Consider the following 24,812-nt stretch of genomic DNA (forward strand, 5'->3'; position numbering starts at 1 on the left):
GGCATACAAGAACAGGCTTTATCCGCCACACCGTTCAATGGACTTTTTCGCTCGGGCGTTTTCAAATGATTCAAGCAGCCTCGATGGACCAGCAAAGCTTCCGCAAGCTGTTGAGCCGCAACATTGGCTTGCCCCTGGGGGTGGGCCTGCTCGGTGCCGTGGCTTTCGTCGCGGTGATCAACTACCTGCTGTCGGCCATGCAGTGGGTCGAGCACACCGATCGGGTGATCGGCAATGCCAACGAAGCGGTCAAGCTGTCGATCGACATGGAAACCGGCATGCGCGGGTTTCTGATCACCGGTGACGAGCGCTTCCTGGATCCTTACGAGGTCGCCAAACCGAAGATTCAGGGTAGCCTCAACAGCCTGCGCGGCATGGTCGAGGACAACCCTCAGCAGGTCGACCGCATCGACCGCTTGATCGCCCTGCAGCATGCCTGGAATGAGTTTGGCGGCGAGATGATCAACCAGCGCCGCGATGGCGGGGATTACCGACAGTCGGTCATCAACGGTCGCGGCAAACGCATCACCGACGAGATCCGCAAGGAATTCGACGACCTGATCGGCACTGAACAGCAGCTGCGCATGGCCCGCAACGAGAAGGTCAGCAACGTTACAGTGACCGCCATTTCAGCGTTCGTGCTGTTGATCGTTGGCCTGAGCGCCTTGTTGGCTTACCTGGGCCGTCGCGACCTGATGGCGCTGTCTACCAGCTACGATGACAACCTCAAGGCCCAGCAGCGCTCGGCCGAGCGCCTGGAACACCAGGCTTGGCTGCGCAACGGCCAGACCCAGCTGGCCGAACAGGTGCTGGGGCAGCTGACCCTGCCGATGCTCGGCGAAAACATCCTGCGCTTCTTCGCCAGCTACCTGGGCAGCGTGGTGGGTGCGCTGTACGTGCGCGACGGCCATGGGCGCCTGGTGCGCGTCGCCAGCTATGGCCTGGACGCCGAGGAGCAGGGCCGCGAACAGGTGCTGGCCGCCCACGATGGCCTGCTGTCGCAGGCAGTGCGCGAAGGCCGCCTGCTGCGCCTGGATGACCTGCCCGAAGACTACTACCGCCTCAGCTCCGGCCTGGGTAGCGGCTTGCCGCGCAGTGCCTTGCTGATGCCGGCCATCGACGATGGCCAGATCAACGGCGTGATCGAACTGGGCTTCCTGCGCCCACTGCAGGAGCGGGACGATGAGCTGATGGAGCGGGTTGGTGGCAACCTCGGCATGTCAATCGAAAGCGCCCGTTACCGCCAGCGCCTCCAGGAAGTGCTGGCCGAGACTCAGCAGCTCAACGAAGAATTGCAGGTGCAGCAGGAAGAACTCAAGACTGCGAACGAGGAGCTTGAAGAGCAGTCCCGCGTGCTCAAGGAGTCCCAGGCCCACCTGGAGACCCAGCAAGCCGAGCTTGAGCAGACCAACGAGCAACTGTCCGAGCGTACCGATGCCCTGGACCGCAAGAACGACGAGCTGATGCAGGCCCAGCAAGAGTTGCAGGCCCGCGCCGATGAGCTGCAGCGTTCGAGCAAGTACAAGTCCGAGTTCCTCGCCAACATGTCCCACGAGTTGCGCACGCCGCTCAACAGCTCGCTGATCCTGGCCAAGCTGCTGGCGGAGAACGGCGAGGGCAACCTCAGCGCCGAACAGGTCAAGTTCGCCGAGTCCATCTATTCGGCCGGCAATGACCTGCTCAACCTGATCAACGACATTCTCGACATCGCCAAAGTCGAGGCCGGCAAGCTTGAAGTGCGCCCCGAGACCACTCAGCTGGAGCGCCTGGTCGAGGGCCTGCGCGGCATGTTCCTGCCGCTGGCCGAGCACAAGGGCCTGGCTTTCGAGGTCAACGTCGAGCCTCATGTACCGGTGACACTGTTCACCGACCGCCAGCGCCTGGAGCAGATACTCAAGAACCTGCTGTCCAATGCGATCAAGTTCACCGACCACGGCCAGGTCAGCCTGACCATCAGCCACCAGGCAGGCACCGGCATTGTCTTCGCCGTGCGCGATTCCGGCATCGGTATCGCCGCCGACCAGCAGCAGGCGATCTTCGGCGCCTTCCACCAAGTCGATGGCAGCAGCAACCGCCGATACGGCGGCACCGGGCTGGGCCTGTCGATCTCCCGCGACCTGGCGCATTTGCTGGGTGGGCAGATCAGTGTCGACAGCAACCCAGGCCAGGGCAGTGTGTTCAGCCTGACCATGCCGGAACGTTACGAAGCCGAGGCCGAGGAAGTCGAGGCGCACAGCCTGCGTCCGGCGGTCGACACGCTGCCGCCAGTGCCCAAGGTGGCTACGGCAGTGGCGCCGAAACTGCCGGCACCGACCTTCACCGATGACCGCGAGCACGCCCCGTTCGGCAACCGCTGCATCCTGGTGATCGAGGACGAGCCGAACTTCGCCCGTATCCTCTTCGACCTGGCTCACGAACTGGGCTACAGCTGCCTGGTGGCCCAGGCCGCCGACGAGGGCTTCGCGCTGGCAGCCCAGTACATTCCCGATGCGATCCTGCTGGACATGCGCCTGCCCGACCACTCCGGCCTCACCGTGTTGCAGCGCCTGAAGGAGCTGGCCGCCACCCGGCATATCCCGGTGCACATCATATCGGTGGAAGACCGCGTCGAGGCGGCCATGCACATGGGGGCGGTGGGTTACGCGGTCAAACCGACCAGCCGCGAAGAGCTCAAGGAAGTGTTCGCTCGCCTGGAAGCCAAGCTCACGCAGAAGCTCAAGCACATCCTGCTGGTGGAGGATGACGACCTGCAGCGTGAGAGCATCGCCCGCCTGATCGGCGACGACGATATCGAGATCACCGCCGTGGCCCTGGCCCAGGACGCCCTGGCGTTGCTGCGCGAGAACATCTACGACTGTATGATCATCGACCTCAAGCTGCCCGACATGCTCGGTAATGAGCTGCTCAAGCGCATGACTGCAGAAGATATCCGCTCCTTCCCACCGGTGATCGTCTATACCGGGCGCAACCTCACCCGCGAAGAAGAAGCCGAGCTGCTCAAGTATTCACGCTCGATCATCATCAAGGGGGCCCGCTCGCCAGAGCGTTTGCTCGACGAAGTGACGTTGTTCCTGCACAAAGTCGAATCGCAGCTGTCCCATGAACGCCAGCGCATGCTCAAGACCGCGCGCAGCCGTGACAAGGTGTTCGAAGGCCGCAAGGTGCTGCTGGTGGACGACGATGTGCGTAACATCTTCGCCCTCACCAGTGCCCTGGAGCACAAGGGCGCCATCGTCGAGATCGGCCGCAACGGGCGTGAGGCCATCGAACGCCTGGAGCAGCATGACGATATCGACCTGGTGCTGATGGATGTGATGATGCCGGAAATGGACGGCTTCGAGGCTACCCGCCTGATCCGCCAGCAGCCGCGCTGGCGCAAGTTGCCGATCATCGCCGTAACCGCCAAGGCGATGAAGGATGACCAGCAGCGCTGCCTGCAGGCTGGCGCCAATGATTACCTGGCCAAACCGATCGACCTGGACCGCCTGTTCTCGTTGATCCGTGTGTGGCTGCCGCAACTGGAGCGAATTTGATTAGCGAGCGCAACACCGACATCGAGATCAGGCTGCTGATCGAGGCGATCTACCTCAAGTACAGCTACGATTTTCGCAACTACTCCGGCGCTTCGATCAAGCGCCGGATCCTCCATGCCCTGCGCCAGTTCGATTGCCTGACGGTGTCGGCCCTGCAGGAGCGGGTGCTGCACGACCCGGGCATGTTCATGCAGTTGCTGCAGTTCCTGACGATCCCGGTCAGCGAGATGTTCCGCGACCCGAGCCACTTCCTTGCCCTGCGCAACGAAGTGGTGCCGCTGTTGCGCACCTGGCCGTCGATCAAGATCTGGATCGCCGGCTGCAGCACCGGCGAGGAGGTGTACTCGATGGCCATCCTGCTGCGCGAGGAGGGGCTGCTCGAGCGCACCATCCTGTATGCCACCGATATCAACCCGCGTTCCCTGGACAGGGCCAAGCAGGGCATCTACTCGATGCAGAGCATGCGCGAGTACGAAGAAAACTACCGCCTGGCCGGCGGGCGGCGCGATTTTGCCGAGTACTACACCAGCGCCTACGGTAACGCCATCATGGACAGCAGCCTGCGCGACAACGTGACCTTCGCCGACCACAGCCTGGCCACCGACAGCGTGTTTTCCGAAACCCAGCTGGTGTCCTGCCGCAATGTGCTGATCTACTTCAACAAGGACCTGCAGGACCGCGCCCTGGGGCTGTTCCATGAGTCCTTGTGTCACCGTGGCTTTCTGGTGCTGGGCAGCAAGGAATCGGTGGATTTCTCCGCTTACAGCGACCGCTTCGAGCCGCTGGTCAAGCCCGAACGGATCTTCCGGAAATCATGAAGGGCGTGAGCGCGGTGGTGATCGGTGCCTCGGCGGGCGGCGTGCAGGCGCTGTTTCAGGTGCTCGGCGGCCTGCCGCCGGCATTCGTGACGCCTGTGCTGTGCGTGCTGCACCTGCCCGATGACCGCCACAGCCATCTGGCCGAAGTGCTGCAGCGGCGCCTGCACAGGCCGGTACGTGAGGCTCGGGACAAAGAGGTCATCGCCCCTGGCCAGATCTACGTGGCGACGCCTGGTTATCACCTGTCGGTCGAGCAGGATTTGAGCCTGTCGCTGAGCCAGGAGGAGCCGGTGCATTTCTCGCGCCCGGCCATTGACTTCCTGTTCATCTCGGCTGCCGATGCCTATGGCGCGGGCCTGCTGGGTGTATTGCTCACAGGCGCCAACGAGGACGGTGCCAAAGGCCTTGCCTACATCAAGAACAGCGGCGGCCGGACCGTGGTCCAGGACCCCCGCGACGCCCAGGTGGCGCTGATGCCGGAGGCCGCATTGGCGCTCCACCAGCCCGACCTTATTCTTTCTTTGAGCGGCATCGGGCAATTGCTCGCCAACCTGGAATCCAGCGCATGCTAAGCCACATCACCGCCAAACTGCTGATCGTCGACGATCTGCCGGAAAACCTCCTGGCCCTGGACGCCCTGATTCAGGGCCAAGACCGTGAGGTGCACCAGGCCCAGTCTGCGGAAGCCGCATTGTCGTTGTTGCTGGAGCACGAATTCGCCCTGGCCATTCTCGACGTGCAGATGCCGGGCATGAACGGCTTTGAACTGGCCGAACTGATGCGCGGCACGGAAAAGACCCGCAATATCCCGATCGTCTTCGTCACCGCTGCCGGGCGCGAGATGAACTACGCCTTCAAGGGCTACGAAAGCGGCGCGGTGGACTTCCTGTACAAGCCGCTAGATACCCTGGCGGTGAAAAACAAGGTCACGGTGTTTGTCGACCTTTACCGCCAGCGCAAAGTGCTCGACAGGCAATTGCAGGCCCTTGAGCGCAGCCGCCAGGAGCAGGAGCTGCTGCTGACGCAGTTGCAGGTGGCGCGCAGTGAGCTGGAGCATGCGGTACGCATGCGCGACGACTTCATGTCGATCGTAGCGCACGAGGTGCGCACGCCGCTCAATGGTCTTATCCTCGAGACCCAGCTGCGCAAGATGCACTTGGCCCGCGGCAGCCTGGAGGCGTTCAGCGCCGACAAGCTGCAGGCCATGGTCGAGCGCGACGAACGGCAGATCAATAGCCTGATCCGTCTGATCGAAGACATGCTCGATGTGTCGCGCATCCGCACCGGCAAGCTGTCGCTGCGGCCAAAGCTGTTCGACCTCGGCCAGCTGGTGCGTGGCCTGGTGGAAAACTTCACCGCCCAGGCCACCGCGCTGGGCACGCATATCGATCTGCAGCGCTGCGATGGCCTGCAGGGTGAGTGGGACGAATTCCGGATTGAACAAGTACTGGCCAACCTGTTGTCCAATGCCTTGCGTTATGGCGAACGCCAGCCGGTCGAGGTTCGGGTATTCGAGCAGGCGGGCATGGCCTGCGTGCAAGTGCAGGATCACGGCATTGGCATCAGTGGCGTGAACCAGCAACGGATCTTCCAGCAGTTCGAGCGCGTGGCCACCCAGCAGGCCAGCGCCGGGCTGGGGTTGGGGCTATATATCTCGGAGCAGATCGTCCAGGCCCATGGCGGGCAGATCCAGGTGCAGAGCGAGGAAGGCAAGGGCGCCACCTTCAGCCTGCAATTGCCGCTGACGCGGCTGACCGAACAAAACGACCAGGTGCGGGCAACCTCTGCCTGAGCCTGGGGTCCGATGGCCAACTGTATGAATTTCAAGGCGTTGTTGTCATGAGTGAAGATGCACAAGATGTGGTTTTGGTGGTCGAGGATGAACCGGCAATCCGGATGATCCTGCGTGACTACCTGGCAGGCGAGGGCTACCACGTACTGGTGGCCGAGGACGGTGAACAGGCGTTCGCCATCCTGGCGAGCAAGCCGCACCTGGACCTGATGGTCACCGACTTCCGCTTGCCCGGCGGCATTTCCGGCGTCGAGATCGCCGAGCCTGCGGTGAAACTGCGACCGGACCTGAAGGTGATCTTCATCAGCGGCTACCCGGCGGAGATTCTTGAGTCGGGCAGCCCCATCGCCCGCAAGGCGCCGATCCTGGCCAAACCGTTTGACCTGGATACCTTGCACAAGCAGATCCAGGACCTGTTGCGCTGAGGCCGTGTACCGGGGCTGACCGCCCCGGCTATTGTCCCTGATGCAAGGCACAATCTCGTCATTGAGCCTTTTCACTGAAGCTCAACAGGCATATGGTGTACGCCGTCCATATTCCCTGGAGCTGTCATGTCCAATCTTTTCCCTTCCGTTCGCCCCCGCCGCCTGCGCCAGAACGAGTCGCTGCGCACGATCTTCCAGGAGACGGAATTCCGCCTCGAAGACCTGATCCTGCCGATCTTCGTCGAGGAAGGCATCGACGACTTCGTACCGATCAGCAGCATGCCGGGGGTCAACCGTATCCCCGAGAAACTGCTGGCCCAGGAAATCGAACGCTACGCCCGCGCCGGCATCAAGTCGGTGATGACCTTCGGCGTTTCGCACAACCTCGATGCCACCGGTAGCGATACCTGGAACGAGAACGGCCTGGTGGCGCGCATGGCACGCATCTGCAAGGACAGCGTGCCGGAAATGGTGGTGATGTCCGACACCTGTTTCTGTGAGTACACCAGCCACGGCCATTGCGGCGTGCTGCACGACCATGGTGTGGACAACGACGCCACCCTGGCCAACCTGGGCAGGCAGGCGGTGGTCGCTGCCGCGGCCGGTGCCGATTTCATCGCACCGTCGGCGGCGATGGACGGTCAGGTTCAGGCCATCCGTGGTGCACTGGATGCCGCGGGCTTTCACGACACCGCGATCATGGCCTACTCCACCAAGTTCGCCTCGTCGCTCTATGGCCCGTTCCGTGAAGCCGGTGGCACCACGCTCAAGGGCGACCGCAAGAGCTACCAGATGAACCCGATGAACCGCCGCGAAGCGGTGCGCGAGTCGCTGCTCGATGAGCAGGAAGGCGCCGATGTGCTGATGGTCAAACCGGCGGGTGCCTACCTGGACGTGATCGCCGACATTCGCGCTGCGTCGCGTTTGCCGCTGGCGGCTTACCAGGTCAGTGGTGAGTACGCGATGATCAAGTTCGGCGGCCTGGCCGGCGCCATCGACGAAGGGCGAGTGGTGCGCGAGAGCATCGGCGCGATCAAGCGTGCCGGTGCCGACCTGATCCTGACCTACTTCGCCATGGACCTGGCCCGCGAAGGCATCTGAGGCCGGAACACGCGAGAAATCGCTGAGCGTGGAATTATTTTGTGTCCCTGTGTATCTGATGCCAAAGAGCCTCATTAACAGGGACACAGGGATGAAATCACGCAAGAAAACCGTCAAGCCGATCGGCTTGAAAGACATCACCATCGTCGACGACGCCAAGATGCGCAAGGCGATCACTGCCGCCGCGCTGGGCAATGCCATGGAGTGGTTCGACTTCGGGGTATACGGCTTCGTCGCCTATGCCTTGGGCAAGGTGTTCTTCCCCAACGCCGACCCCAGCGTACAGATGATCGCGGCCTTGGCCACCTTTTCGGTTCCGTTCCTGATTCGCCCGCTGGGCGGGCTTTTCTTCGGTGCCCTGGGCGACAAGTTCGGCCGACAGAAAATCCTCGCCGCGACCATTGTGATCATGTCGCTCAGTACCTTCGCCATCGGCTTGATACCGTCCTACGCCTCTATCGGCATCTGGGCGCCGATCCTGCTGCTGCTGGCGAAAATGGCCCAGGGCTTCTCGGTGGGTGGTGAATACACCGGCGCCTCGATCTTCGTCGCCGAATACGCACCCGACCGCAAGCGCGGCTTCCTCGGCAGCTGGCTGGACTTTGGCTCGATCGCCGGCTTCGTCCTTGGCGCGGGCGTGGTAGTGCTGATTTCCACCTTCCTGGGCGAGGAAAAATTCCTTGAATGGGGCTGGCGCCTGCCGTTCTTCCTGGCCTTGCCGCTGGGCATCATCGGCCTCTACCTGCGCCATGCGCTGGAAGAGACCCCGGCGTTCCAGCAGCATGTCGAAAAACTTGAACAGGGCGACCGCGAAGGCCTGGCCTCGGGGCCCAAGGTGTCGTTCAAGGAAGTCGCCACTAAACATTGGCGCAGCCTGGTGACGTGCATTGGCGTGGTGATCGCCACCAACGTCACGTACTACATGCTGCTTACCTACATGCCCAGCTACCTGTCGCACAACCTGCACTACAGCGAAGACCACGGTGTGCTGATCATCATCGCGATCATGGTCGGCATGCTGTTCGTGCAGCCGATCATCGGCCTGCTCAGCGACAAGTGGGGCCGCCGCCCGTTCATCATCGTCGGCAGTGTCGGCCTGTTCGCCCTGGCCATCCCGGCCTTCATGCTGATCAACAGCGGTGTGCTCGGGGTGATCTTCGCCGGCTTGCTGATCATCGCCGTGTTGCTCAACTTCTTCATCGGCGTGATGGCTTCGACCCTTCCAGCGATGTTCCCCACCCACATTCGTTACAGCGCCCTGGCCAGCGCCTTCAACATTTCGGTGCTGATCGCCGGCCTGACCCCAACCCTGGCTGCCTGGCTGGTAGAGAGCACCGGCGACCTGTACATGCCGGCCTACTACCTGATGGTGGTTGCCGCCATCGGCCTGGTTACCGGCCTGACCATGAAAGAAACCGCCAACAAGCCACTGCGTGGCGCCGCCCCGGCGGCATCGGATATCGATGAAGCGCGTGAGCTGCTGCAGGAGCACCACGACAACATCGAGCAGAAGATCGAAGACATCGACGAACAGATTGCCGAGCTTGAGGCCAAGCGCAAGTCGCTGGTGCAGCAACACCCGCGCATCGAGTAAGGTACAAGGCCAGTTCTCCCAGTAGATAAACTGTATGGCCGAAGGGTTTTCCGCGCTGCCGCCGCTCAATGGGCTACGTGTTTTCGAGGTGGTGGCGCGCCACCTCAATTTCCGCCTGGCAGCCGACGAACTTGGTGTAACTCAGGCCGCCGTGGCGCAGCAGATCCGCGGGCTTGAAGCGAACCTGGGGATCAAGCTGTTCGAGCGCTTGCCCAGGGGCCTGAGCCTGACAGGCGCCGGCCAGCGTTACAGTGTCGATATCCGCAGCGCCTTTGCCTTGATCGGCAGCGCCACCCAGGCGTTGCGCCCGGATGCGTCGCACCTGACGGTGAGTGTCACACCGACCTTCGCGGCAAAGTGGCTGATCCCCAGGTTGTCGTCTTTTGCGCAGCAGCACCCGGACATCGATCTGCAGGTGCTGGCCACCGACCGGCTTTGCCAGTTCCGTCCAGAGGGCGTGGATATTGCCGTACGTTACGGCGTGCCACCGTTCGGGCCGGCACTGCATACCGAGCTTTTTCTGGCCCAGCGCGTGGTAGCTGTCGCCAGCCCGGCGCTGCTCGAGCAACTGGGCAAGCCCGAGGATCTGGAGCAGTTACAGCGTTACCCGTTGCTGCATGATGCCCACAACTTCTGGCCGGACTTCATCGCCGAGGTATTCCACCGGCATTTGCCGCCGGGTGCGAAGAATGTGCGGTTCAACCAGACGTCACTGGCCATCGATGCAGCGATTGCCGGGCAGGGCCTTGCCCTGGCCAGCGAGTTTTTCGTCCACAGCGACCTGCGCGCCGGGCGCCTGGCCCTTGCCTTTGACCAAGTGTTGGACTTGCAACGGGCGTTTTACCTGGTGTGGCCGCGTAATGCCCACCAACCGCCGGCACTGGCAACGGTGCGGGCATGGCTGCTGGCGCAGGCGATGCTTTAATACAGTAGAAAATCTATCGTTTAGTCGAAGCTTTTCTGGCTCTCTGGCAACGCAGGCCTGGTGCTAGTCTGGGCCCATTACCCATGCACACCGCAGGGTTGACCCGGAGGCTTCATGTCCAACGAAAAAGTAGCAATCGTGATCGCCGGCGGCAGCGGTATGGGCGCCGCGGCAGCCAGGCGCCTGGCTGCCGACGGCTTCAAGATCGGTATCCTGTCGTCGTCTGGCAAAGGCGAGGCGTTGGCCGAGACGCTGGGCGGGATTGGCGTGACCGGCAGCAACCAGTGCAACGACGACATCAAGCGCCTGGTCGATGCCGTAGTCGCCAAATGGGGCCGTATCGATGTGCTGGTCAACAGTGCAGGCCACGGCCCGCGCGCGCCGATCCTTGAAATCAGCGATGCAGACTGGCACCAGGGCATGGAGACCTACCTGCTCAATGTCATCCGCCCGACGCGGCTGGTCACGCCAATCATGCAGCGCCAGCAGGGTGGGGTAGTGATCAACATTTCCACCGCCTGGGCCTTCGAGCCGAGTGAAATGTTCCCCACCTCGGCCGTATTCCGCGCGGGCCTGGCGGCGTTCAGCAAGATCTTCGCCGACACCTATGCTGCGGACAACATCCGCATCAACAACGTACTGCCGGGCTGGATCGACAGCCTGCCGGCCACAGACCAGCGTCGTGGCAGCGTGCCGCTCAAGCGCTATGGCAGCAGCGAGGAAATCGCCGCCACCGTGGCCTTCCTGGCCAGCGATGGCGCGGCATACATCACCGGGCAGAACATCAGGGTCGATGGCGGTATTACCCGCAGCATCTGATCAGGCACGGGCCAGCGTGGCTTTGAGTGTGCGCTCCACCACATCGACCAGGACCATGGTCTGGTGGTCCACTTCGATGTTGATCAGTTCACCGGCCTGGTAGTTGGCGAAAGTGGTCTGGCGCAGGGTTTCCGGGATCAGGTTGATGGTGACCAAGGTGTCGTCCACGTCGGCGACGGTCAGGCTGCAGCCGTTGACCCCGAGAAACCCGCGTGGGAACACGTATCTGGCCCACTGCGGCGGCATGCGGAAGGTGATGAAGGCGCCGGTTTCCTTGATCGACAGCTCGACGATCTCGGCGGTGGTGGCGACGTGGCCGGCCATCAGGTGGCCGCCGACTTCGGCGTTCATTTTCGCCGAGCGCTCGATGTTCACGCCTTGGCCTGCCTTGAAGCAGCGCAGGTTGGTGCGCTCCAGGGTGGCTGTCATGGCGTCGAACTTCACTTGGGTGCCGTCAATTTCGGTGACCGACAAGCAGGTGCCCTCGACACTCACGCTGGCGCCGATCTTCAGGTCGTCGAGCAGTTCTGGGGTAAGGTCGATGGTGAACTCGTTGTGGCCCGGGTAGGTGGTCACAGCAAGCAGGGGGCGGACGGCCTGGACGATGCCGGTGTACATGGAATTTGCTCCTGGGCGCGGTAAATGATGCCCGGAAACTATGCCCCTGGAGCTTTAAAAGCAAGCCGGGCGGACCGTGAGCGCCGGCAACCCGGCGCCCACAGGTGTAGCTGATACAGCCTCAGACGTGCCCACTGCTGTTGACGATTCTCAAGCACAAGGCTTCATACGGGTCTAGGTTGATCATCAGCCGCCCATCCTCGGTCAGGTCGCCTTCTACCGTCTCGTTGATCATGTCCACCACCGTCCCGGGCGTGAAGCCGGTCAGCAGCAGCTCTTCAGCGATCACCTCCTGCCCGAAGTTCAGCGCACTGATCTGGATGCCACGCCCGGCCGGCAGCTCGTGCACCATCACCAGCAACCCCGGGCTGCTGACCTCGGGCACCAGTACCTGGCGGCTGCTGGCAATACCGTAGGCCTGGCGCACGGCGAGCAGTTTTTTAACTTTGCTGGCGAACGAATCGCTGCTTTCCAGCTGTTGGTCGAGGCTGCCGTACAGTGCGCGTGCGCGCGGCATGCCACGCACCGATGCCTCGGCCTGCGCATCGAGCCCGGCCAGGTCGTAGCCGCCACGGTGTATCCAGCGGGTATCGCCATCGGCCATCTTTTGCGCCACCGCCTCGGCCGGCAGCGGCAGGGCGCCGACCAGGTCCCAACCGGACAGTGCGACCACACCGGGCTGCATGGCGTTGTACATCACCAGCAACAGGTGCACCTTCTGGATCAGCTCGACATCCGCCGGGCCAATCTGGTCCAGGTCACGGATGCCCAGCGCCGCCGTGATCAGGCTGGCGGTGGTGCAGGAGATGCCGTTGGTGACAAAGCGCAAGTTGTAAGGGGCGTGTTCGCCCGAGAGGCGTTCGTAGATTTCCTCGCGGATATGTTCGCGCAGGATGTTGCCGGGCAGGGTCTGGCCCCGGTACAGGTACATGTCATGGGCGTGCAGGGTCCAGAAGTGCACCAGTTCGACGGTGAGCTCGTCGTGGTTCTGCAGGGCGTGGATCAACGACGCCGGGTCGATGCCAAAGCTGTGCATTTCCTTGAGCATCAGGCGCAGGAACTCGGTATCGCCGGTCAACAGTGCATGCTGGTACGCCGGGCGGGTGATGAAGTCATAGGACAGGTCGGCGCCGCCTTTGGACATCTGTGCGATGTCGTCCAGGGTCAGGTTCAGTTCCTGGAAGCTGAACCCGCCGGCCTTGCGGATCATGCCGCCGATCAGTTGGTTACCGACGATCGACAGCGGGTGGCTTTCCGACCAGGCGGTGCCACTGGCGCAGGTCTCGACCCCGAGAAAACCGTTGGCATCCAGGCGCAGGCCGCGCGCGCCCAGGCAATCCAGCGCGTGCAGGGCGTCGCCGATGATCATTTGCTGGGCGGCAAAGCTTGGGTCCAGCCAGTTCAGCGACGGCTGGCCATCCTTGAAGTAGTGCAGGTAGACCCAGCGCCGGGTCTTGCCATCGACACCGGTGATCGGTGGCGTTGCGCTCCAGTCGGTCTCCTTCACGCCAGGCTCGAAGAAGATCACCCGTTGCAGCTGGCCGACGATGTAGTGGTGTGCCTTGAGTTCGTCGCACTGTGCGGGCAGCAGGTTGACCGAGTCGCGGCCAGGGGGCACGTCTGGCAGCAGCGGCCAGTCTTCCTCGCGGATCTCGACCATGTGGTACAGCCCTGGATAGGCGCCGTGGGCCAGCTCGGCCAGGCGGAAATCGGCGCCCTTGCCGGTGTGCGAGGGGATCAGGTCGTCGATGGTCACGGCATTGTGCGCCGCCGCCATGCGGCTCATCTGTACCAGCTCCTGTTCACTGCCGTAGAGCGGGTCGATGTCGAAGCTGATGCGGTCGAAGTTGCCGTCCACGCTGGGGGTGAAATCGCGCCCGCTGACACCGCCGGACTGTTTGATGGGGCCGGTATGAATGCCCTGCACGCCAATTTCCGACAGGCGCTTCCACAAGGCTTCGTGGCCCAGCGCGCCGAGCACCGAGCAGCCTTCAGGCGCGATGATCGCGTCGGGGTAGACGGTGAGCCATACCGACGCAATGTCGGTGGCGCGGCGTGGCTGCGTTTCGGCGTAGGGGTTCATCCACAGGCGAGACTGGCCGGAATACAGCCGGGCCCGCTCCTGCGAGGCCTTGAGCATGGAGCGCTCTTCGAGCCATTTGACGTATGACGGGTCTGGTTGAGTCATTTCGCGTCCTCTCTGCGTGGCGGCACCGGCCAAGTTATGACGACGACGGCGCCGGAACGTTCGGCTCAGGTCTCAAGGCACTGGCCATTCAGCGCCGAGCCGACAACTGTTGCGGCGCCAGAAAAGCACCATGGAAGTAGTCGCGCAAGGCCTGCATCGCCGGGCTGAATGCCCGCTCGCGGTGCCAGGCCAGGCCCACGCTCATGGGCGTTACCGGGTCGCTGATGGTCACGGTCTCGATGCGCTTGCCTTCGAGCGACCAGGGCCGGTGCACCAGGTCCGACAGGATCGCCACGCCGCTGCCATTGGCGACCATGCTGCGCACCGCCTCGACCGAACTGGTGCGCACCCGCACGCTGGGCCGCTGGCCGGCCAGCTCCCAGTAACGCATGGCGCTCTGCTCGGCTTCGTCCACGGTCAGCAGGATGAACGGCTCACGCGCAACATCGGCCAGGCTCACCGTAGAGCGCTCGCACAATGGATGGTGGCTGGGCAGCCACAGCCGGCGCTCGGAGTTGAACAGGGTTTCGGACACGATATCCGGGTGGGTGAGGTTGGCGGTGAGCACCACCGCCATGTCGAAGCGGCCTTCCAGCAGGCCTTGTTCGATGGCGCTGCGCTCCTGCTCGTGTACCTGCAGGTTTACGTCCGGGTGCCAGTGTTCCAGGCGTTGCAAGTGGTGCGGCAGGAAATAGCCGATCACCGTGTAGCTCGCCGCCAGGCGCAGCAAGCCACTGGCGCGCACGTCCGGCAGCGGGCTGTTGAGTGCGTCATCGACACTACGCAGGATCACATAGGCGCGGTTGAGAAAATGCCGGCCCGCATCGGTCAGGCTCATGCCTTGCGCCGAGCGCTGGAACAACAACACCCCGAGCATTGCCTCCAGTTCCTTGATCGCGGTAGTGACCGCCGATTGGGAAATGTTGAGGTGGATGGCGGCCTGGGAGATCTGGCCGATCTCGGCGGTGGCGACGAAGTAGCGAACCTGGCGCAAGGTCAGTGACACAGGAGACTCCTGGGTATCTGTTTTTCAGAAGACACCCTATCTGTTTATAGATCTTCCCAAGGGGGTTGTGGAGAATCTAACGTGACCTTCACACCGTCACAAGCACCGGGAGCGTAGGCATGCAGGCAGTAGACTTCAATTCTGACATGGGCGAGGGTTTCGGCCCGTGGACCATCGGCGACGGCGTCGACAACGAACTGATGGCCTTCATCAGTTCGGCCAACATCGCCACCGGCTTTCATGCCGGCGACCCTGGCACCATGCGTCGCACCGTCGAGCGGGCCAAGGCGCTGGGCGTGGCGGTAGGCGCTCACCCGGGGTTTCGTGACCTGGTCGGGTTTGGCCGCCGGCACATCAACGCGCCGGCCCAGGAACTGGTCGACGACATGCTCTACCAGTTGGGCGCGCTGCGTGAAATCGCCCGTGCGCAGGGCGTGAAACTGCAACACATCAAGCCCCATGGTGCCCTGTACATGCACCTGGCCCGTGATGAGGAAGCCGCCCGGTTGCTGGTGCAGAACCTGCAGGTGATCGAGCCGCAGCTGTTGCTGTACTGCATGCCTGGCTCGGTGATCTGCCGGGTTGCGCAGGCACTCGGCCAGCCGGTGGTGCGTGAGTTCTATGCTGACCGCGAGTACGACCTGAGCGGCTCCATCGTGTTTACCCGCAATGTGCGTGGCCATGAGCCGCAGGCGGTCGCCGAGCGCGTGCTGCGGGCTTGCCGCGAGGGCGTGGTACGCACGGTCGAGGGCCAGGACCTGGCCATCGAATTCGACTCGATCTGCCTGCACAGTGATACTCCCGGCGCGCTCGACCTGGTCGAAGCCACACGCGCAGCGCTTGACGCCGCCGGCATCGAGGTGCGCACGCCCCGTTGAGGTTCAAGGCACCCGGTGCCCAGACACCGGTGCCGCTGCACTGCATTGTTTTTGCCTGCCTTACGATAAAGATTCCAAAAAAGGAGCAGACATGGCCGAGCCGCTTGCCAGTACCCCGATCCGCTACAGCTTTGGTGCCGACGAGCACCTGTTTGCCGAGGTCAGCGACAGCATGTCGCTCGAGGCCTTCTTCAAAGGCATGGCCGTCACCCGGGCGGTGGAGCGCCTGGCGCTGGAGGGCGTGCTGGACATTTGCCTGGCCAACGCCTCGTTCCAGATCCGCTTCGACCCCGACCGCATCGCCCCCGATGTACTGCTTGCAGCGGTGCGCGGTGCAGAGGCCGAGGCGGTTGCCGAACGCGCGTTGCACACCCGGATCATCGAGATCCCGGTGCTGTACAACGACCCCTGGACCCATGAAACCCTCATGCGCTTTCGCGACCGCCACCAGGACCCGAACAGTACCGACCTCGAATACGCGGCGCGCATCAATGGCCTGGCCGATGTCGATGCGTTCATCGCCGCGCACAGTGGCGCGCCTTGGTTCGTGTCGATGGTCGGCTTCGTCGCCGGCCTGCCGTTCATGTTCCAGATGGTCGAGCGCGAGCGCCAGTTGCAGGTGCCCAAGTACCTGCGCCCACGCACCGACACGCCAAAGCTGACCTTGGGCCACGGCGGTTGTTTCGGTTGCATCTATTCGGTGCGCGGGGCAGGGGGCTACCAGATGTTCGGCGTTACCCCGGCGCCGATCTACGACCCGCAGCAGGGCCTGAACTACCTGAAGGAGCACATGGTGTTCTTCCGCCCAGGGGACATCGTGCAGTTCAAACCCATCGACCGTCAGGCCTACGACCAGGCGGTGGCGGATGTCGAGGACGGCCGTTTCGACCTGCGCATTCGCCCGGTAGAGTTTTCCCTCGATGCTTTCCTGGCCGACCCGGTCGGCTATCCCAAGTCGTTGCAGGAGGTGCTGGCATGATCAAGGTACTCAAACCTGGCCTGGCAACCTCGGTGCAGGACCTGGGCCGTGAAGGCTATTACCACCTGGGTATCCCGCCCTCCGGTGCGCTTGATCAATATGCGTTGCGCGCAGCCAATCAGCTGGTCGGCAACCCGGCGGGTACTGCTGGCCTTGAATGTGCGCTGGTGGGGCCGGAGCTGGAGTTTCTGCAGGATGCGCTGGTGGCGGTGTGTGGCGCACAGATGCCGGTGCTGCTCGATGGCCGCGAACAGCGCCCTGACACTTCGTTTGCAGTCAGGGCAGGCCAGGTGCTGCGCTTCGCCTTCCCCACAGCCGGGGCACGTGCCTACCTGGCAGTCGCGGGCGGCATCGATGTGCCAGAAGTGCTGGGTAGCCGGTCCACTTACGCCTTGGGCGCGCTGGGCGGTTTTCACGGTCGCAAGCTGCTGGCAGGCGATGTATTGCCGGTCGGTGTGCCCAGCGCCAAAGCCCGTGCCGGAGCCAGCTTGCCAATGGCGCTGCGCCAGGCACTGGGAGGGGAAGTGGTGTTGCGCGTGGTACCGGGGCTGTACTTCCACCGCCTGACTGATGCTGCGGCGAAAAGCTTTTTCACCGATGCCTGGACGGTGGGCTCCGAGGCCGACCGCATCGGCTACCGCTACAAGGGCGGCAACGCGCTGACTTTCCAGCCGCGAGAGCAGCCATTCGGCGCAGGTTCGGACCCGTCCAATATCGTCGACAGTTGCTACCCGATCGGTTCGATACAGGTGCCAGCCGGGCTGGAACCGATCATTTTGCACCGCGATGCGGTGTCTGGCGGTGGGTACGCCATGATCGGCACGGTGATCAGCGCCGACCTGGACCTGATCGGGCAGATGCAGCCGAACCAGCAGGCGCGGTTCCTGCCGGTGAGCATGGAAGATGCGCTTGAGGCGCGGCGGTCGTACAAGAAGAGGCTGGGGTATCTGAGCAAATTGTTCAGCTGATTCGTGGGGTGCCTGTACCGGCGTCTTCGCGGGTTGTGCTGCGAAGCGTCCGGTACAGGCTGGCAACCCGTCAGGTCAGAAGCTGTATTTGGCCGTCAGCATCATGTTGCGCGGCGCGCCCCAGGTGTCGCCGGCATAGTTGACCGAGGTGGCCACGGCCGAGTAGTACTTGCGGTCGAACACGTTGTTGGCGTTGAGCTGCAGGTCGAGGTGCTTGTTGACCTGGTAGCCGGCCATCAGGTCGGTGACCGCGTACGATCCCTGGACCAGGCGGTACTCGCTGCCATCGGCAACGGTGAAGTCGTTGTAGATGCGGCTCTGCCAGGAGATGTTGCCGCCGATGCGCAGCTTCTCCAGCGGGCCCTCGAAGCGGTAGGTGGTGGTCAGCTTGAACAGGTGCTCCGGGGTGTCGGTGTCGAAGCGCTGGTTGACGTTGCCGGGGTTGGCGGCGTCTTTAAGCGTGTGGACGCGGGCATAGGTGTAGCCGGCACCGACCTGCCAGTTGCGGGTCAGCGCACCTTGCAGCTCCATGTCGATACCCTGGCTGCGCACTTCGCCGGATGCGACGTAGCAGTTGGTAGGGTCGCTGCAGCCGGCCAGGTCGGTCTGCGAAACGCCACGGTTTTCCTGGTCGATACGGAACAGCGCCACGCTGGCATTGAGGGCGCCATCGAAGTACTCGCCCTTGACGCCGATTTCATAGTTCTTGCCCTCGACCGGCTTGAGCGGGCTGCCGGAAGCGTCCTTGTACTCCTGCGGGTTGAAGATGTCGCTGTAGCTGACATACACCGAGTGATGATCGTCCAGGTCGTAGATCAGGCCGGCATAGCGGGTGACGTTGCGCGTGACCTTGTAATCGGCGCTGGCGCTTTCCTTGTTGTCATAGTCATACCAGTCCAGGCGGCCGCCCAGGATCAGCTTCAGCGGGTCGGCCAGGCTCAGCCGGGTGGTCATGTACACGCCTTCCTGGGTGGTGACTTCGCGTACGTTGTTGGTGTGTACGAAGTTCGGCTTGCCGCCATCGATCGGCCAGTTGGTGTCGTATGGGCTGTAGTTGCGTGTGTCCATGTCGTAGATGCGCTTGCTGGCGCCCACCACCAATTCATGGGTGCGGCCGAAGGCTTGGAACGGGCCGCTGACGAAGCCGTCAAGGCCGGCCTGGTTTTCCTGGTGCTTGGACTGGTAAGCGGTGCGGGACAACGGCGCATTGAGCCCTGCCCAACGCGACTGGTAGGAGCCGGTGAAGGTGCCGTCCTGCTGGGAATAGTTGGCGTTGACCTGAAGTTTCCAGTCATTGGCCAGGCGCTGCTGCACTTCGGCGAATACGGTGTTGATCTCCTGGTCCTTGTTTTCCCAGTCGCTGCCTGGGTTGTAGGAACGCGAGAAGTCCATGTGGTGGCCGTTCAGGGCGGTTGGCATGGCGCCCCAGAAGTTGTTGGTCTGGTCTTTCTGGTGAGAGAAGCCGAGGGTCAGTGTGGTGTCTTCGGACAGGTCCGCCTCGGTGATTGCATAGAACAGGCCGTGGTCTTCTTCGACATCATCGATGTAGCTGTTGGCTCCCCGGTATGACGTCACCACGCGGCCGCGCAGTGTGCCGCTGTCGTTGAGCGGGCTGGAGGCATCGATTTCGCCGCGGTAGTCGTCCCAGCTGCCAGCGGCGCCGGTCAGGGTGACCTTCTGTTCGGCCAGCGGACGCTTGCGTACCAGGTTGATGGCCGCCGAAGGGTTGCCGGAGCCGGTGATCAGGCCGGTCGCGCCGCGGACGATCTCGACGCGGTCGAACATGGCCAGGTTAGGCTGGGCGCCCACGGTGTAGGGCTTGTAACCGCTCGGAATGCCGTCGTACATCAGGTTGTCGATGTCAAAGCCACGCGAGATGTAGTTTTGCCGACCTGGACCGCCGGAATAGTCAAGGAACAGCCCTGGCGTGGCCTTGACCACGTCGTTGATGCTGGTCATCGCCTGGTCGTCCATGCGCTGACGGGTGATCACGGTCACCGCCTGCGGCGTTTCGCGCAGGCTCAATGGCAGCTTGGTGGCGGTGGCCATGGAACCTGTGGTGTAGGACTGCGAACCCTCGGTGGTGCTGCCCAGCCGATCGGAGCTGATCTCGGTGGCGCCCAACACCAGCGTGGTGGGCTGGTCGTCTTCGGCCAGGGCCGGTGTGACGATGGCCATGCACACGGCCATGGCGAGCAGGTTGCGGGCAGGGAGATTGCGCGAGGGCGCGAGTGGCGACGGCATGGGGGGTGGGTTCCTGTACATTGTTAAACGTTATTAAAGATGTGTATGAGAACGATTAACAATCAGTTTGTCAGGATTTGCCTGCCCTTGAAAGATTGGGATGTAGGAATTTTTACCTTTTTTTCACATTTGTGGCGGTGGCCAGGCGGCTTCGTGCAGAGGGGATCAGGGTTCAGCGCGGTTTATCGTCTTGCCCAGCTGCACAGCCACTTCCGCTGCCTGGCCATCACGTTGCTTGCCTTGGCGCGCCAACCCTTCCAGTTGCGGGATCAGCATGCCTTCGGGCAAATGTCGCCAGAAACGCCCCGGCATGTGCAGGCGCAAGGCATCCGGGTTGAGGCGGGCGGGGTTGAAGGTATGGCGGTAGTAGGTCCGCCACAGCTCGGCACCCGGGTCATCGGCATTGCGCGCCCACTGCCGCCAAGCGTCCGGGCAGTGCCGCTGATATTCGAAACCTTGGCCGTCGAAGCGAATACCGTCCCCCGGTGTGGCGATCAACCAGCGCTGGCGCCCCAGGCGGTCGGCGAAGTGCGCGCTGGCACTGTGCAGAATGTCATGGGCCGGCTCGTGATAGGCGACCAGGTCCAGTTGCAGCTGCTCGGCAAGTGCTGGCGGCAACGGCACGAAACGTACGAACGCATGCAGGTGGTGTGCTTCACGGCTGACCTGCTTTATACGCCGGTGCAGTTCACTGCCCAGGCGGTCGCCTGCAAGCATTGCCGTGCGGTCACCGTGGGCCACGCGCCAGAGCACTTCGTACAGCAGGTTCCAGCGTTGCTCGCCCCGGTAGCGCGATGCCTGTTCCAAAAGGCTCAACAGCGCTGCCGGTACCTTGGCGCGGAACGGGCCGGGCCCGCCTGGCAGGGGGGCAGGCACCGCCAGCAGGTCGTCGATCGGCCCTTGCGACCAGGTCACTTGCGCCGGGTCGATGCCGTGCCCGAGCAGCGTGCGGGCCTGGTCGCGCCAGGTGCTGAAGTGCTCGTCACAGTCGAGCGCGATCACCCCCACAACCCCATCTGCACCGGTGCCTGTGGTTCACGCAGGCGCTCGCGCAGCAGGCCGCTGCGCAGCTCCGCCTGGCCTGGGCGGTAGTCGCTGGTGATGATGAATGGCCGGGCCTTGTCGAGCACGCAGCGCAGTTGGATCAGGTCGTCGTAGCGCACGCGCCGTTCACGGCGCAGCGCCACCAGCCGCTGCACACTGCGCAGGCCGATGCCGGGGATGCGTGCCAGCAGTGCCGGCTCGGCACGGTTCACATCCAGCGGAAACACCTCACGGTTGGCCAGCGCCCAGGCAAGCTTGGGGTCTATGTCCAGCGCCAGGTTACCCTCCTGGCCAAGCAACTCACCCGCTTTGTAGCCATAGCCGCGCAACAGGAAGTCTGCCTGGTACAGGCGGTGCTCGCGCAGCAGCGGTGGGGCTGCCAGCGGCACGCTGCCGGGGCTGTCGGGTATCGGGCTGAAGGCTGAGTAATACACGCGCTTGAGGCCGTAACCCTGGTACAGCGACTCGGCGTTGCGCAGCAGTGTGCTGTCGTCAGTGGCGTCGGCGCCGACGATGACCTGGGTGCTTTGCCCGGCCGGGGTGAAACGCGGTGCCTTCGGTTCGCCCGCCACGGCTTGCTGCCCCTGGTGGATCACGCCCATGGCCTGGCGAATGGTGTGGGCGTGTTTTTCCGGGGCCAGGCGCTTGAGGCTGGCATCGGTGGGCAGTTCGATATTGACGCTGAGGCGGTCGGCCAGGCGCCCGGCTTCCTCGATCAGCAGTGGGTCGGCGTCGGGGATGGTCTTGAGGTGGATGTAACCCCGGAAGTTGTGCTCCTCACGCAGCAGGCGCGCCACGCGGATCAACTGTTCCATGGTGTAGTCGGCCGAGCGGATGATGCCGGAGCTCAGGAACAGGCCGCTGATGCAGTTGCGCCGGTAGAAATCCAGGGTCAGGCGCACCACCTCCTCGGGCGTGAAACGTGCCCGCGGCACGTTGCTGGAGCGGCGATTGACGCAGTATTGGCAGTCGTACAGGCAGAAGTTGGTCAACAGCACCTTGAGCAGCGAAACGCAGCGCCCGTCCGGTGTATAGCTGTGGCAGATGCCCATGCCATTGGTGGCGCCCAGGCCCTCGCTGCCGCGCGAGCTGCGTTTGGGCGCGCCACTGCTGGCACAGGACGCGTCGTACTTGGCGGCATCGGCGAGGATGCCAAGCTTGGCAATGAGCTGCATGAGGGTGTCTCGTGATACTGAATATTCATACAGTATTTTGAGAATGGACTGAATGCAAGTGGCGCAGCAGCCCTGTCAAACGTTCCGACCCGCTCAGTCAGGACATCTAAACTTACAAACAGCCCGCCGCGGTTTCCATCACGGCGGGCTCTCACACCTTAATCCGACCACCGCGACCCCGGACCGGACATCCCTCGCTGACGGTGGCCTTCTTGCAGAGGAGGGCAGGTCATGGACGAGGCAAAGCTTCAGGATTTCATGGGCAAGCTGGTGGGAGACATGGGCGCTGCGGCGACCCTGGCCAATGTGATACTCGGCGACGAACTGGGGTTGTACCGGGCCATGGCCGATAGTCAGCCGGTCACCCCCGAAGTGCTGGCGGCCCGGACCGGCTGCCACCCACGGCTGGTGCGCGAATGGCTCAACGCCCAGGCCGCGTCCGGCTATATGGTCCATGAGCAGGGCAGTTTCGTGTTGCCCGAGGAACAGGCCATGGCACTGGCACTGGAGGACTCACCGGCCTATATGGCGGGTGGCGCGGCGGTGGTGGCCGCGCTGTTCCATGACAAGGACAAGCTGGTGGCTGCCATGCGCGGTGATGGCGGGCTGGCCTGGGGCGACCATCACCCCTGCATGTTCAGCGGTACCGAGCGTTTCTTCCGGCCCGGCTATCGCACCTTCCTGGTGGCCGACTGGCTGCCGGCGCTCGACGGTGTGGTGGCCAAGCTGCAGGCCGGCGCGAAGGTCGCGGATGTCGGTTGCGGGCATGGCGCTTCGACGCTGGTCATGGCTCAGGCGTTTCCAGCATCGACCTTCATCGGCTATGACTACCATGCGCCGTCCATCAGCACGGCCCGCGAACGCGCCAGTGAGGCCAGCTTGACCCAGCGGGTGAGTTTCCAGCAGGCGTCGGCCAAGGATTACCCGGGCAGCGATCATGATCTGGTGTGCTTCTTCGATTGCCTGCACGACATGGGCGACCCCGTTGGCGCTGCACGGCATGCCTACCAGGCGTTGAAGCCCGGCGGCACGGTGATGCTGGTGGAGCCCTATGCCGAGGACACGCTGGACGGCAACCTGACGCCGGTCGGTCGCCTGTTCTATGCCGCGTCGACGTTCATCTGTACACCGAATTCGTTGTCCCAGGAGGTTGGGCTGGGGCTGGGTGCACAGGCCGGGGAGGCGCGCTTGCGGGCGATGTTCGAGGAGGCGGGGTTCACGCAGTTCCGGCGGGCGACACAGACACCGTTCAACCTGATACTGGAAGCCAGGAAGTAGGCGTAGATCAATGCTGGCCTCATCGCCGGCAAGCCGGCCACTGGCTAACCACTGCTCTGAAGGCCAGTGGTGTTCCTGTGGGAGCCGGCTTGCCGGCGATGAGGCCGGTGCAGACAAAAAGAAGGGGCGCCCAGTTGGCGCCCCTTCTCTTGCTGCTTAGGCTTCAGCGTCCCAAGGACGATCGCCTTTTTCATCTTTCACGCGGGTCGGCAGGCCCATGACGTCCAGCGCCTTGAGGAACGGCTCGGCTGGCAGCTCCTCGACGTTGACCATGCGCTTGGCATCCCACTCGCCACGGGCAACCAGCAGGGCTGCAGCCACTGGCGGTACACCGGCGGTGTAGGAGATACCCTGGCTGTCAGTCTCGGCGTAGGCCTCTTCATGGTCGGCCACGTTGTAGATGAACACTTCACGCGGCTGACCATCCTTGGTGCCCTTGACCAGGTCACCGATGCAGGTCTTGCCGGTGTAGCCCGGGGCCAGCGAAGCCGGGTCAGGCAGCACGGCCTTGACCACTTTCAGCGGCACCACTTCCAAGCCTTCAGCGGTCTTGACCGGTTGCTCGGAAAGCAGGCCAAGGTTCTTCAGCACGGTGAACACATTGATGTAGTGCTCGCCGAAGCTCATCCAGAAGCGCACGTTCGGCACGTTCAGGTTCTTCGAGATCGAGTGGACCTCGTCGTGACCGGTCAGGTACAGGTTCTGCGAACCCACCACCGGCAGGTCGTCGGTACGCTTGACCTCGAACATGGTGTTGCTGGTCCACTGGCTGTTCTGCCAGCTCCATACTTGCCCGGTGAACTCGCGGAAGTTGATTTCCGGGTCGAAGTTGGTGGCGAAGTACTTACCGTGGGACCCGGCATTGACGTCGAGAATATCGATCGAATCAATGCTGTCGAAATACTGTTGCTGCGCCAGTTTTGCGTAGCTGTTCACCACACCCGGGTCGAAACCGACGCCGAGAATGGCGGTGATGTTCTTCTCTTGGCATTCTTCGAGGTGTTTCCACTCGTAGTTGCCGTACCAGGGCGGCGTCTCGCAGATCTTGCCCGGTTCTTCGTGGATCGCGGTGTCCAGGTAGGCGACACCGGTATCGATGCAGGCACGCAGCACCGACATGTTGAGGAAGGCGGAGCCCACGTTGATCACGATCTGCGATTCAGTCTCGCGGATCAGTGCCTTGGTTGCCTCGACATCGAGGGCGTTGAGCGAGAAGGCCTGGATGTCGGCGGGTACCTTGAGGCTACCCTTGGCCTTGACGCTGTCGATGATGGCCTGGCATTTGGAGATGTTCCGCGACGCAATGGCAATACGACCGAGTTCGTCGTTATGCTGCGCGCACTTGTGGGCCACCACCTTGGCGACACCTCCTGCACCAATGATAAGAACGTTCTTCTTCAATTTATCCCTTGCTCCTTACTTGATAG

At 63.0% G+C, this 24,812-nt stretch carries 20 protein-coding genes; 13 read left to right on the forward strand and 7 right to left on the reverse strand.

The window, feature by feature from the left end; translation table 11 throughout:
• Window positions 1-65: 65 nt before the first annotated feature.
• From NGJ21_RS15430 to NGJ21_RS15470, 9 genes are all read left to right on the forward strand, one after another.
• Window positions 66-3,533 (forward strand): response regulator, encoded by a 3,468-nt coding sequence (locus tag NGJ21_RS15430; RefSeq protein ID WP_115275171.1) that lies wholly within the window; start codon window positions 66-68, stop codon window positions 3,531-3,533.
• The gene (locus tag NGJ21_RS15435; protein ID WP_046785602.1) at window positions 3,530-4,351 is read left to right on the forward strand and encodes a CheR family methyltransferase; all 822 of its coding nucleotides are present in this window, start codon (window positions 3,530-3,532) and stop codon (window positions 4,349-4,351) included. The genes NGJ21_RS15430 and NGJ21_RS15435 overlap by 4 nt, the downstream gene beginning before the upstream one ends.
• Window positions 4,348-4,923, forward strand: a complete 576-nt coding sequence (locus NGJ21_RS15440) for a chemotaxis protein CheB (protein ID WP_119688753.1) — start codon at window positions 4,348-4,350, stop codon at window positions 4,921-4,923. The genes NGJ21_RS15435 and NGJ21_RS15440 overlap by 4 nt, the downstream gene beginning before the upstream one ends.
• Window positions 4,917-6,143, forward strand: coding sequence for a hybrid sensor histidine kinase/response regulator (locus tag NGJ21_RS15445; protein ID WP_251962343.1), 1,227 nt, complete (start codon window positions 4,917-4,919; stop codon window positions 6,141-6,143). The genes NGJ21_RS15440 and NGJ21_RS15445 overlap by 7 nt, the downstream gene beginning before the upstream one ends.
• A gap of 47 nt (window positions 6,144-6,190) precedes the next feature.
• On the forward strand, window positions 6,191-6,568 hold the full coding sequence (locus NGJ21_RS15450) for a response regulator (protein ID WP_012313999.1): 378 nt from the start codon (window positions 6,191-6,193) through the stop codon (window positions 6,566-6,568).
• Between the two features lie 126 nt (window positions 6,569-6,694).
• On the forward strand, window positions 6,695-7,669 hold the full coding sequence (gene hemB, locus NGJ21_RS15455) for a porphobilinogen synthase (RefSeq protein WP_046785599.1): 975 nt from the start codon (window positions 6,695-6,697) through the stop codon (window positions 7,667-7,669).
• A 91-nt stretch (window positions 7,670-7,760) separates the two neighbouring features.
• Window positions 7,761-9,263 (forward strand): glycine betaine/L-proline transporter ProP, encoded by a 1,503-nt coding sequence (gene proP / locus NGJ21_RS15460; protein WP_251962344.1) that lies wholly within the window; start codon window positions 7,761-7,763, stop codon window positions 9,261-9,263.
• 34 nt (window positions 9,264-9,297) lie between these two features.
• Entirely contained in the window at window positions 9,298-10,188 is an 891-nt protein-coding gene (locus tag NGJ21_RS15465; protein ID WP_119688755.1) for a LysR substrate-binding domain-containing protein, read from the forward strand.
• A gap of 114 nt (window positions 10,189-10,302) precedes the next feature.
• Entirely contained in the window at window positions 10,303-11,007 is a 705-nt protein-coding gene (locus tag NGJ21_RS15470) for an SDR family oxidoreductase (RefSeq protein ID WP_119688756.1), read from the forward strand.
• Here NGJ21_RS15470 and NGJ21_RS15475 read toward each other — a convergent pair whose 3' ends face one another.
• The 3 genes from NGJ21_RS15475 to NGJ21_RS15485 all read right to left on the reverse strand — a co-directional run bounded on the left by NGJ21_RS15475 (window position 11,008) and on the right by NGJ21_RS15485 (window position 14,819).
• Window positions 11,008-11,625: a riboflavin synthase subunit alpha gene (locus NGJ21_RS15475; RefSeq protein ID WP_251962345.1), complete on the reverse strand. Its 618-nt coding sequence runs from the start codon at window positions 11,623-11,625 to the stop codon at window positions 11,008-11,010. It abuts the gene before it with no gap.
• A 121-nt stretch (window positions 11,626-11,746) separates the two neighbouring features.
• Complete coding sequence (gene treS / locus NGJ21_RS15480) at window positions 11,747-13,813, reverse strand: maltose alpha-D-glucosyltransferase (RefSeq protein WP_125922868.1); 2,067 nt, start codon at window positions 13,811-13,813, stop codon at window positions 11,747-11,749.
• Window positions 13,814-13,901: 88 nt separating this feature from the next.
• Window positions 13,902-14,819 (reverse strand): LysR family transcriptional regulator, encoded by a 918-nt coding sequence (locus tag NGJ21_RS15485; RefSeq protein WP_046785595.1) that lies wholly within the window; start codon window positions 14,817-14,819, stop codon window positions 13,902-13,904.
• Between the two features lie 119 nt (window positions 14,820-14,938).
• On the opposite strand from NGJ21_RS15485, the gene NGJ21_RS15490 reads away from it, so the two are divergent.
• From NGJ21_RS15490 to NGJ21_RS15500, 3 genes are all read left to right on the forward strand, one after another.
• Complete coding sequence (locus tag NGJ21_RS15490) at window positions 14,939-15,697, forward strand: 5-oxoprolinase subunit PxpA (protein ID WP_119688758.1); 759 nt, start codon at window positions 14,939-14,941, stop codon at window positions 15,695-15,697.
• A 91-nt stretch (window positions 15,698-15,788) separates the two neighbouring features.
• Entirely contained in the window at window positions 15,789-16,676 is an 888-nt protein-coding gene (locus NGJ21_RS15495; RefSeq protein WP_012314008.1) for a 5-oxoprolinase subunit B family protein, read from the forward strand.
• Window positions 16,673-17,644, forward strand: coding sequence for a 5-oxoprolinase subunit C family protein (locus tag NGJ21_RS15500; RefSeq protein WP_251962346.1), 972 nt, complete (start codon window positions 16,673-16,675; stop codon window positions 17,642-17,644). Before NGJ21_RS15495 ends, NGJ21_RS15500 begins: the two co-directional genes overlap by 4 nt.
• Before the next feature lie 75 nt (window positions 17,645-17,719).
• Here the strand turns inward: NGJ21_RS15500 and NGJ21_RS15505 are convergent, their stop codons facing one another.
• From NGJ21_RS15505 to NGJ21_RS15515, 3 genes are all read right to left on the reverse strand, one after another.
• On the reverse strand, window positions 17,720-19,888 hold the full coding sequence (locus NGJ21_RS15505; protein WP_251962347.1) for a TonB-dependent siderophore receptor: 2,169 nt from the start codon (window positions 19,886-19,888) through the stop codon (window positions 17,720-17,722).
• Window positions 19,889-20,053: 165 nt separating this feature from the next.
• A complete protein-coding gene (locus NGJ21_RS15510; RefSeq protein ID WP_251962348.1) occupies window positions 20,054-20,896 on the reverse strand; it encodes a TIGR03915 family putative DNA repair protein in 843 nt (280 codons plus the stop codon).
• Window positions 20,887-22,107, reverse strand: a complete 1,221-nt coding sequence (locus NGJ21_RS15515; RefSeq protein WP_115275162.1) for a putative DNA modification/repair radical SAM protein — start codon at window positions 22,105-22,107, stop codon at window positions 20,887-20,889. Before NGJ21_RS15515 ends, NGJ21_RS15510 begins: the two co-directional genes overlap by 10 nt.
• 231 nt (window positions 22,108-22,338) lie before the next feature.
• Here NGJ21_RS15515 and NGJ21_RS15520 point away from each other — a divergent pair, with 231 nt between their 5' ends.
• Complete coding sequence (locus tag NGJ21_RS15520) at window positions 22,339-23,385, forward strand: class I SAM-dependent methyltransferase (RefSeq protein WP_251962349.1); 1,047 nt, start codon at window positions 22,339-22,341, stop codon at window positions 23,383-23,385.
• A 156-nt stretch (window positions 23,386-23,541) separates the two neighbouring features.
• Here NGJ21_RS15520 and NGJ21_RS15525 read toward each other — a convergent pair whose 3' ends face one another.
• Window positions 23,542-24,786 (reverse strand): saccharopine dehydrogenase family protein, encoded by a 1,245-nt coding sequence (locus NGJ21_RS15525; protein WP_039602482.1) that lies wholly within the window; start codon window positions 24,784-24,786, stop codon window positions 23,542-23,544.
• Between the last annotated feature and the right edge of the window lie 26 nt (window positions 24,787-24,812).

This window comes from Pseudomonas sp. Marseille-Q5299 (assembly GCF_943737035.1).
In the GTDB taxonomy this organism is placed as follows: Bacteria; Pseudomonadota; Gammaproteobacteria; order Pseudomonadales; family Pseudomonadaceae; genus Aquipseudomonas; species Aquipseudomonas putida_E.

Excerpts from the sequence above, each read along its gene's own strand:
- NGJ21_RS15445 (WP_251962343.1), top strand. The coding sequence starts at position 4,917 with ATGCTAAGCCACATCACCGCCAAACTGCTGATCGTCGACGATCTGCCG.
- NGJ21_RS15500 (WP_251962346.1), top strand. The coding sequence starts at position 16,673 with ATGATCAAGGTACTCAAACCTGGCCTGGCAACCTCGGTGCAGGACCTG.
- NGJ21_RS15520 (WP_251962349.1), top strand. The coding sequence starts at position 22,339 with ATGGACGAGGCAAAGCTTCAGGATTTCATGGGCAAGCTGGTGGGAGAC.
- treS (WP_125922868.1), bottom strand. The coding sequence starts at position 13,813 with ATGACTCAACCAGACCCGTCATACGTCAAATGGCTCGAAGAGCGCTCC.
- NGJ21_RS15470 (WP_119688756.1), top strand. The coding sequence starts at position 10,303 with ATGTCCAACGAAAAAGTAGCAATCGTGATCGCCGGCGGCAGCGGTATG.
- hemB (WP_046785599.1), top strand. The coding sequence starts at position 6,695 with ATGTCCAATCTTTTCCCTTCCGTTCGCCCCCGCCGCCTGCGCCAGAAC.
- NGJ21_RS15490 (WP_119688758.1), top strand. The coding sequence starts at position 14,939 with ATGCAGGCAGTAGACTTCAATTCTGACATGGGCGAGGGTTTCGGCCCG.
- NGJ21_RS15475 (WP_251962345.1), bottom strand. The coding sequence starts at position 11,625 with ATGTACACCGGCATCGTCCAGGCCGTCCGCCCCCTGCTTGCTGTGACC.
- NGJ21_RS15495 (WP_012314008.1), top strand. The coding sequence starts at position 15,789 with ATGGCCGAGCCGCTTGCCAGTACCCCGATCCGCTACAGCTTTGGTGCC.
- NGJ21_RS15515 (WP_115275162.1), bottom strand. The coding sequence starts at position 22,107 with ATGCAGCTCATTGCCAAGCTTGGCATCCTCGCCGATGCCGCCAAGTAC.
- NGJ21_RS15430 (WP_115275171.1), top strand. The coding sequence starts at position 66 with ATGATTCAAGCAGCCTCGATGGACCAGCAAAGCTTCCGCAAGCTGTTG.
- NGJ21_RS15465 (WP_119688755.1), top strand. The coding sequence starts at position 9,298 with ATGGCCGAAGGGTTTTCCGCGCTGCCGCCGCTCAATGGGCTACGTGTT.
- NGJ21_RS15450 (WP_012313999.1), top strand. The coding sequence starts at position 6,191 with ATGAGTGAAGATGCACAAGATGTGGTTTTGGTGGTCGAGGATGAACCG.
- proP (WP_251962344.1), top strand. The coding sequence starts at position 7,761 with ATGAAATCACGCAAGAAAACCGTCAAGCCGATCGGCTTGAAAGACATC.
- NGJ21_RS15505 (WP_251962347.1), bottom strand. The coding sequence starts at position 19,888 with ATGCCGTCGCCACTCGCGCCCTCGCGCAATCTCCCTGCCCGCAACCTG.
- NGJ21_RS15440 (WP_119688753.1), top strand. The coding sequence starts at position 4,348 with ATGAAGGGCGTGAGCGCGGTGGTGATCGGTGCCTCGGCGGGCGGCGTG.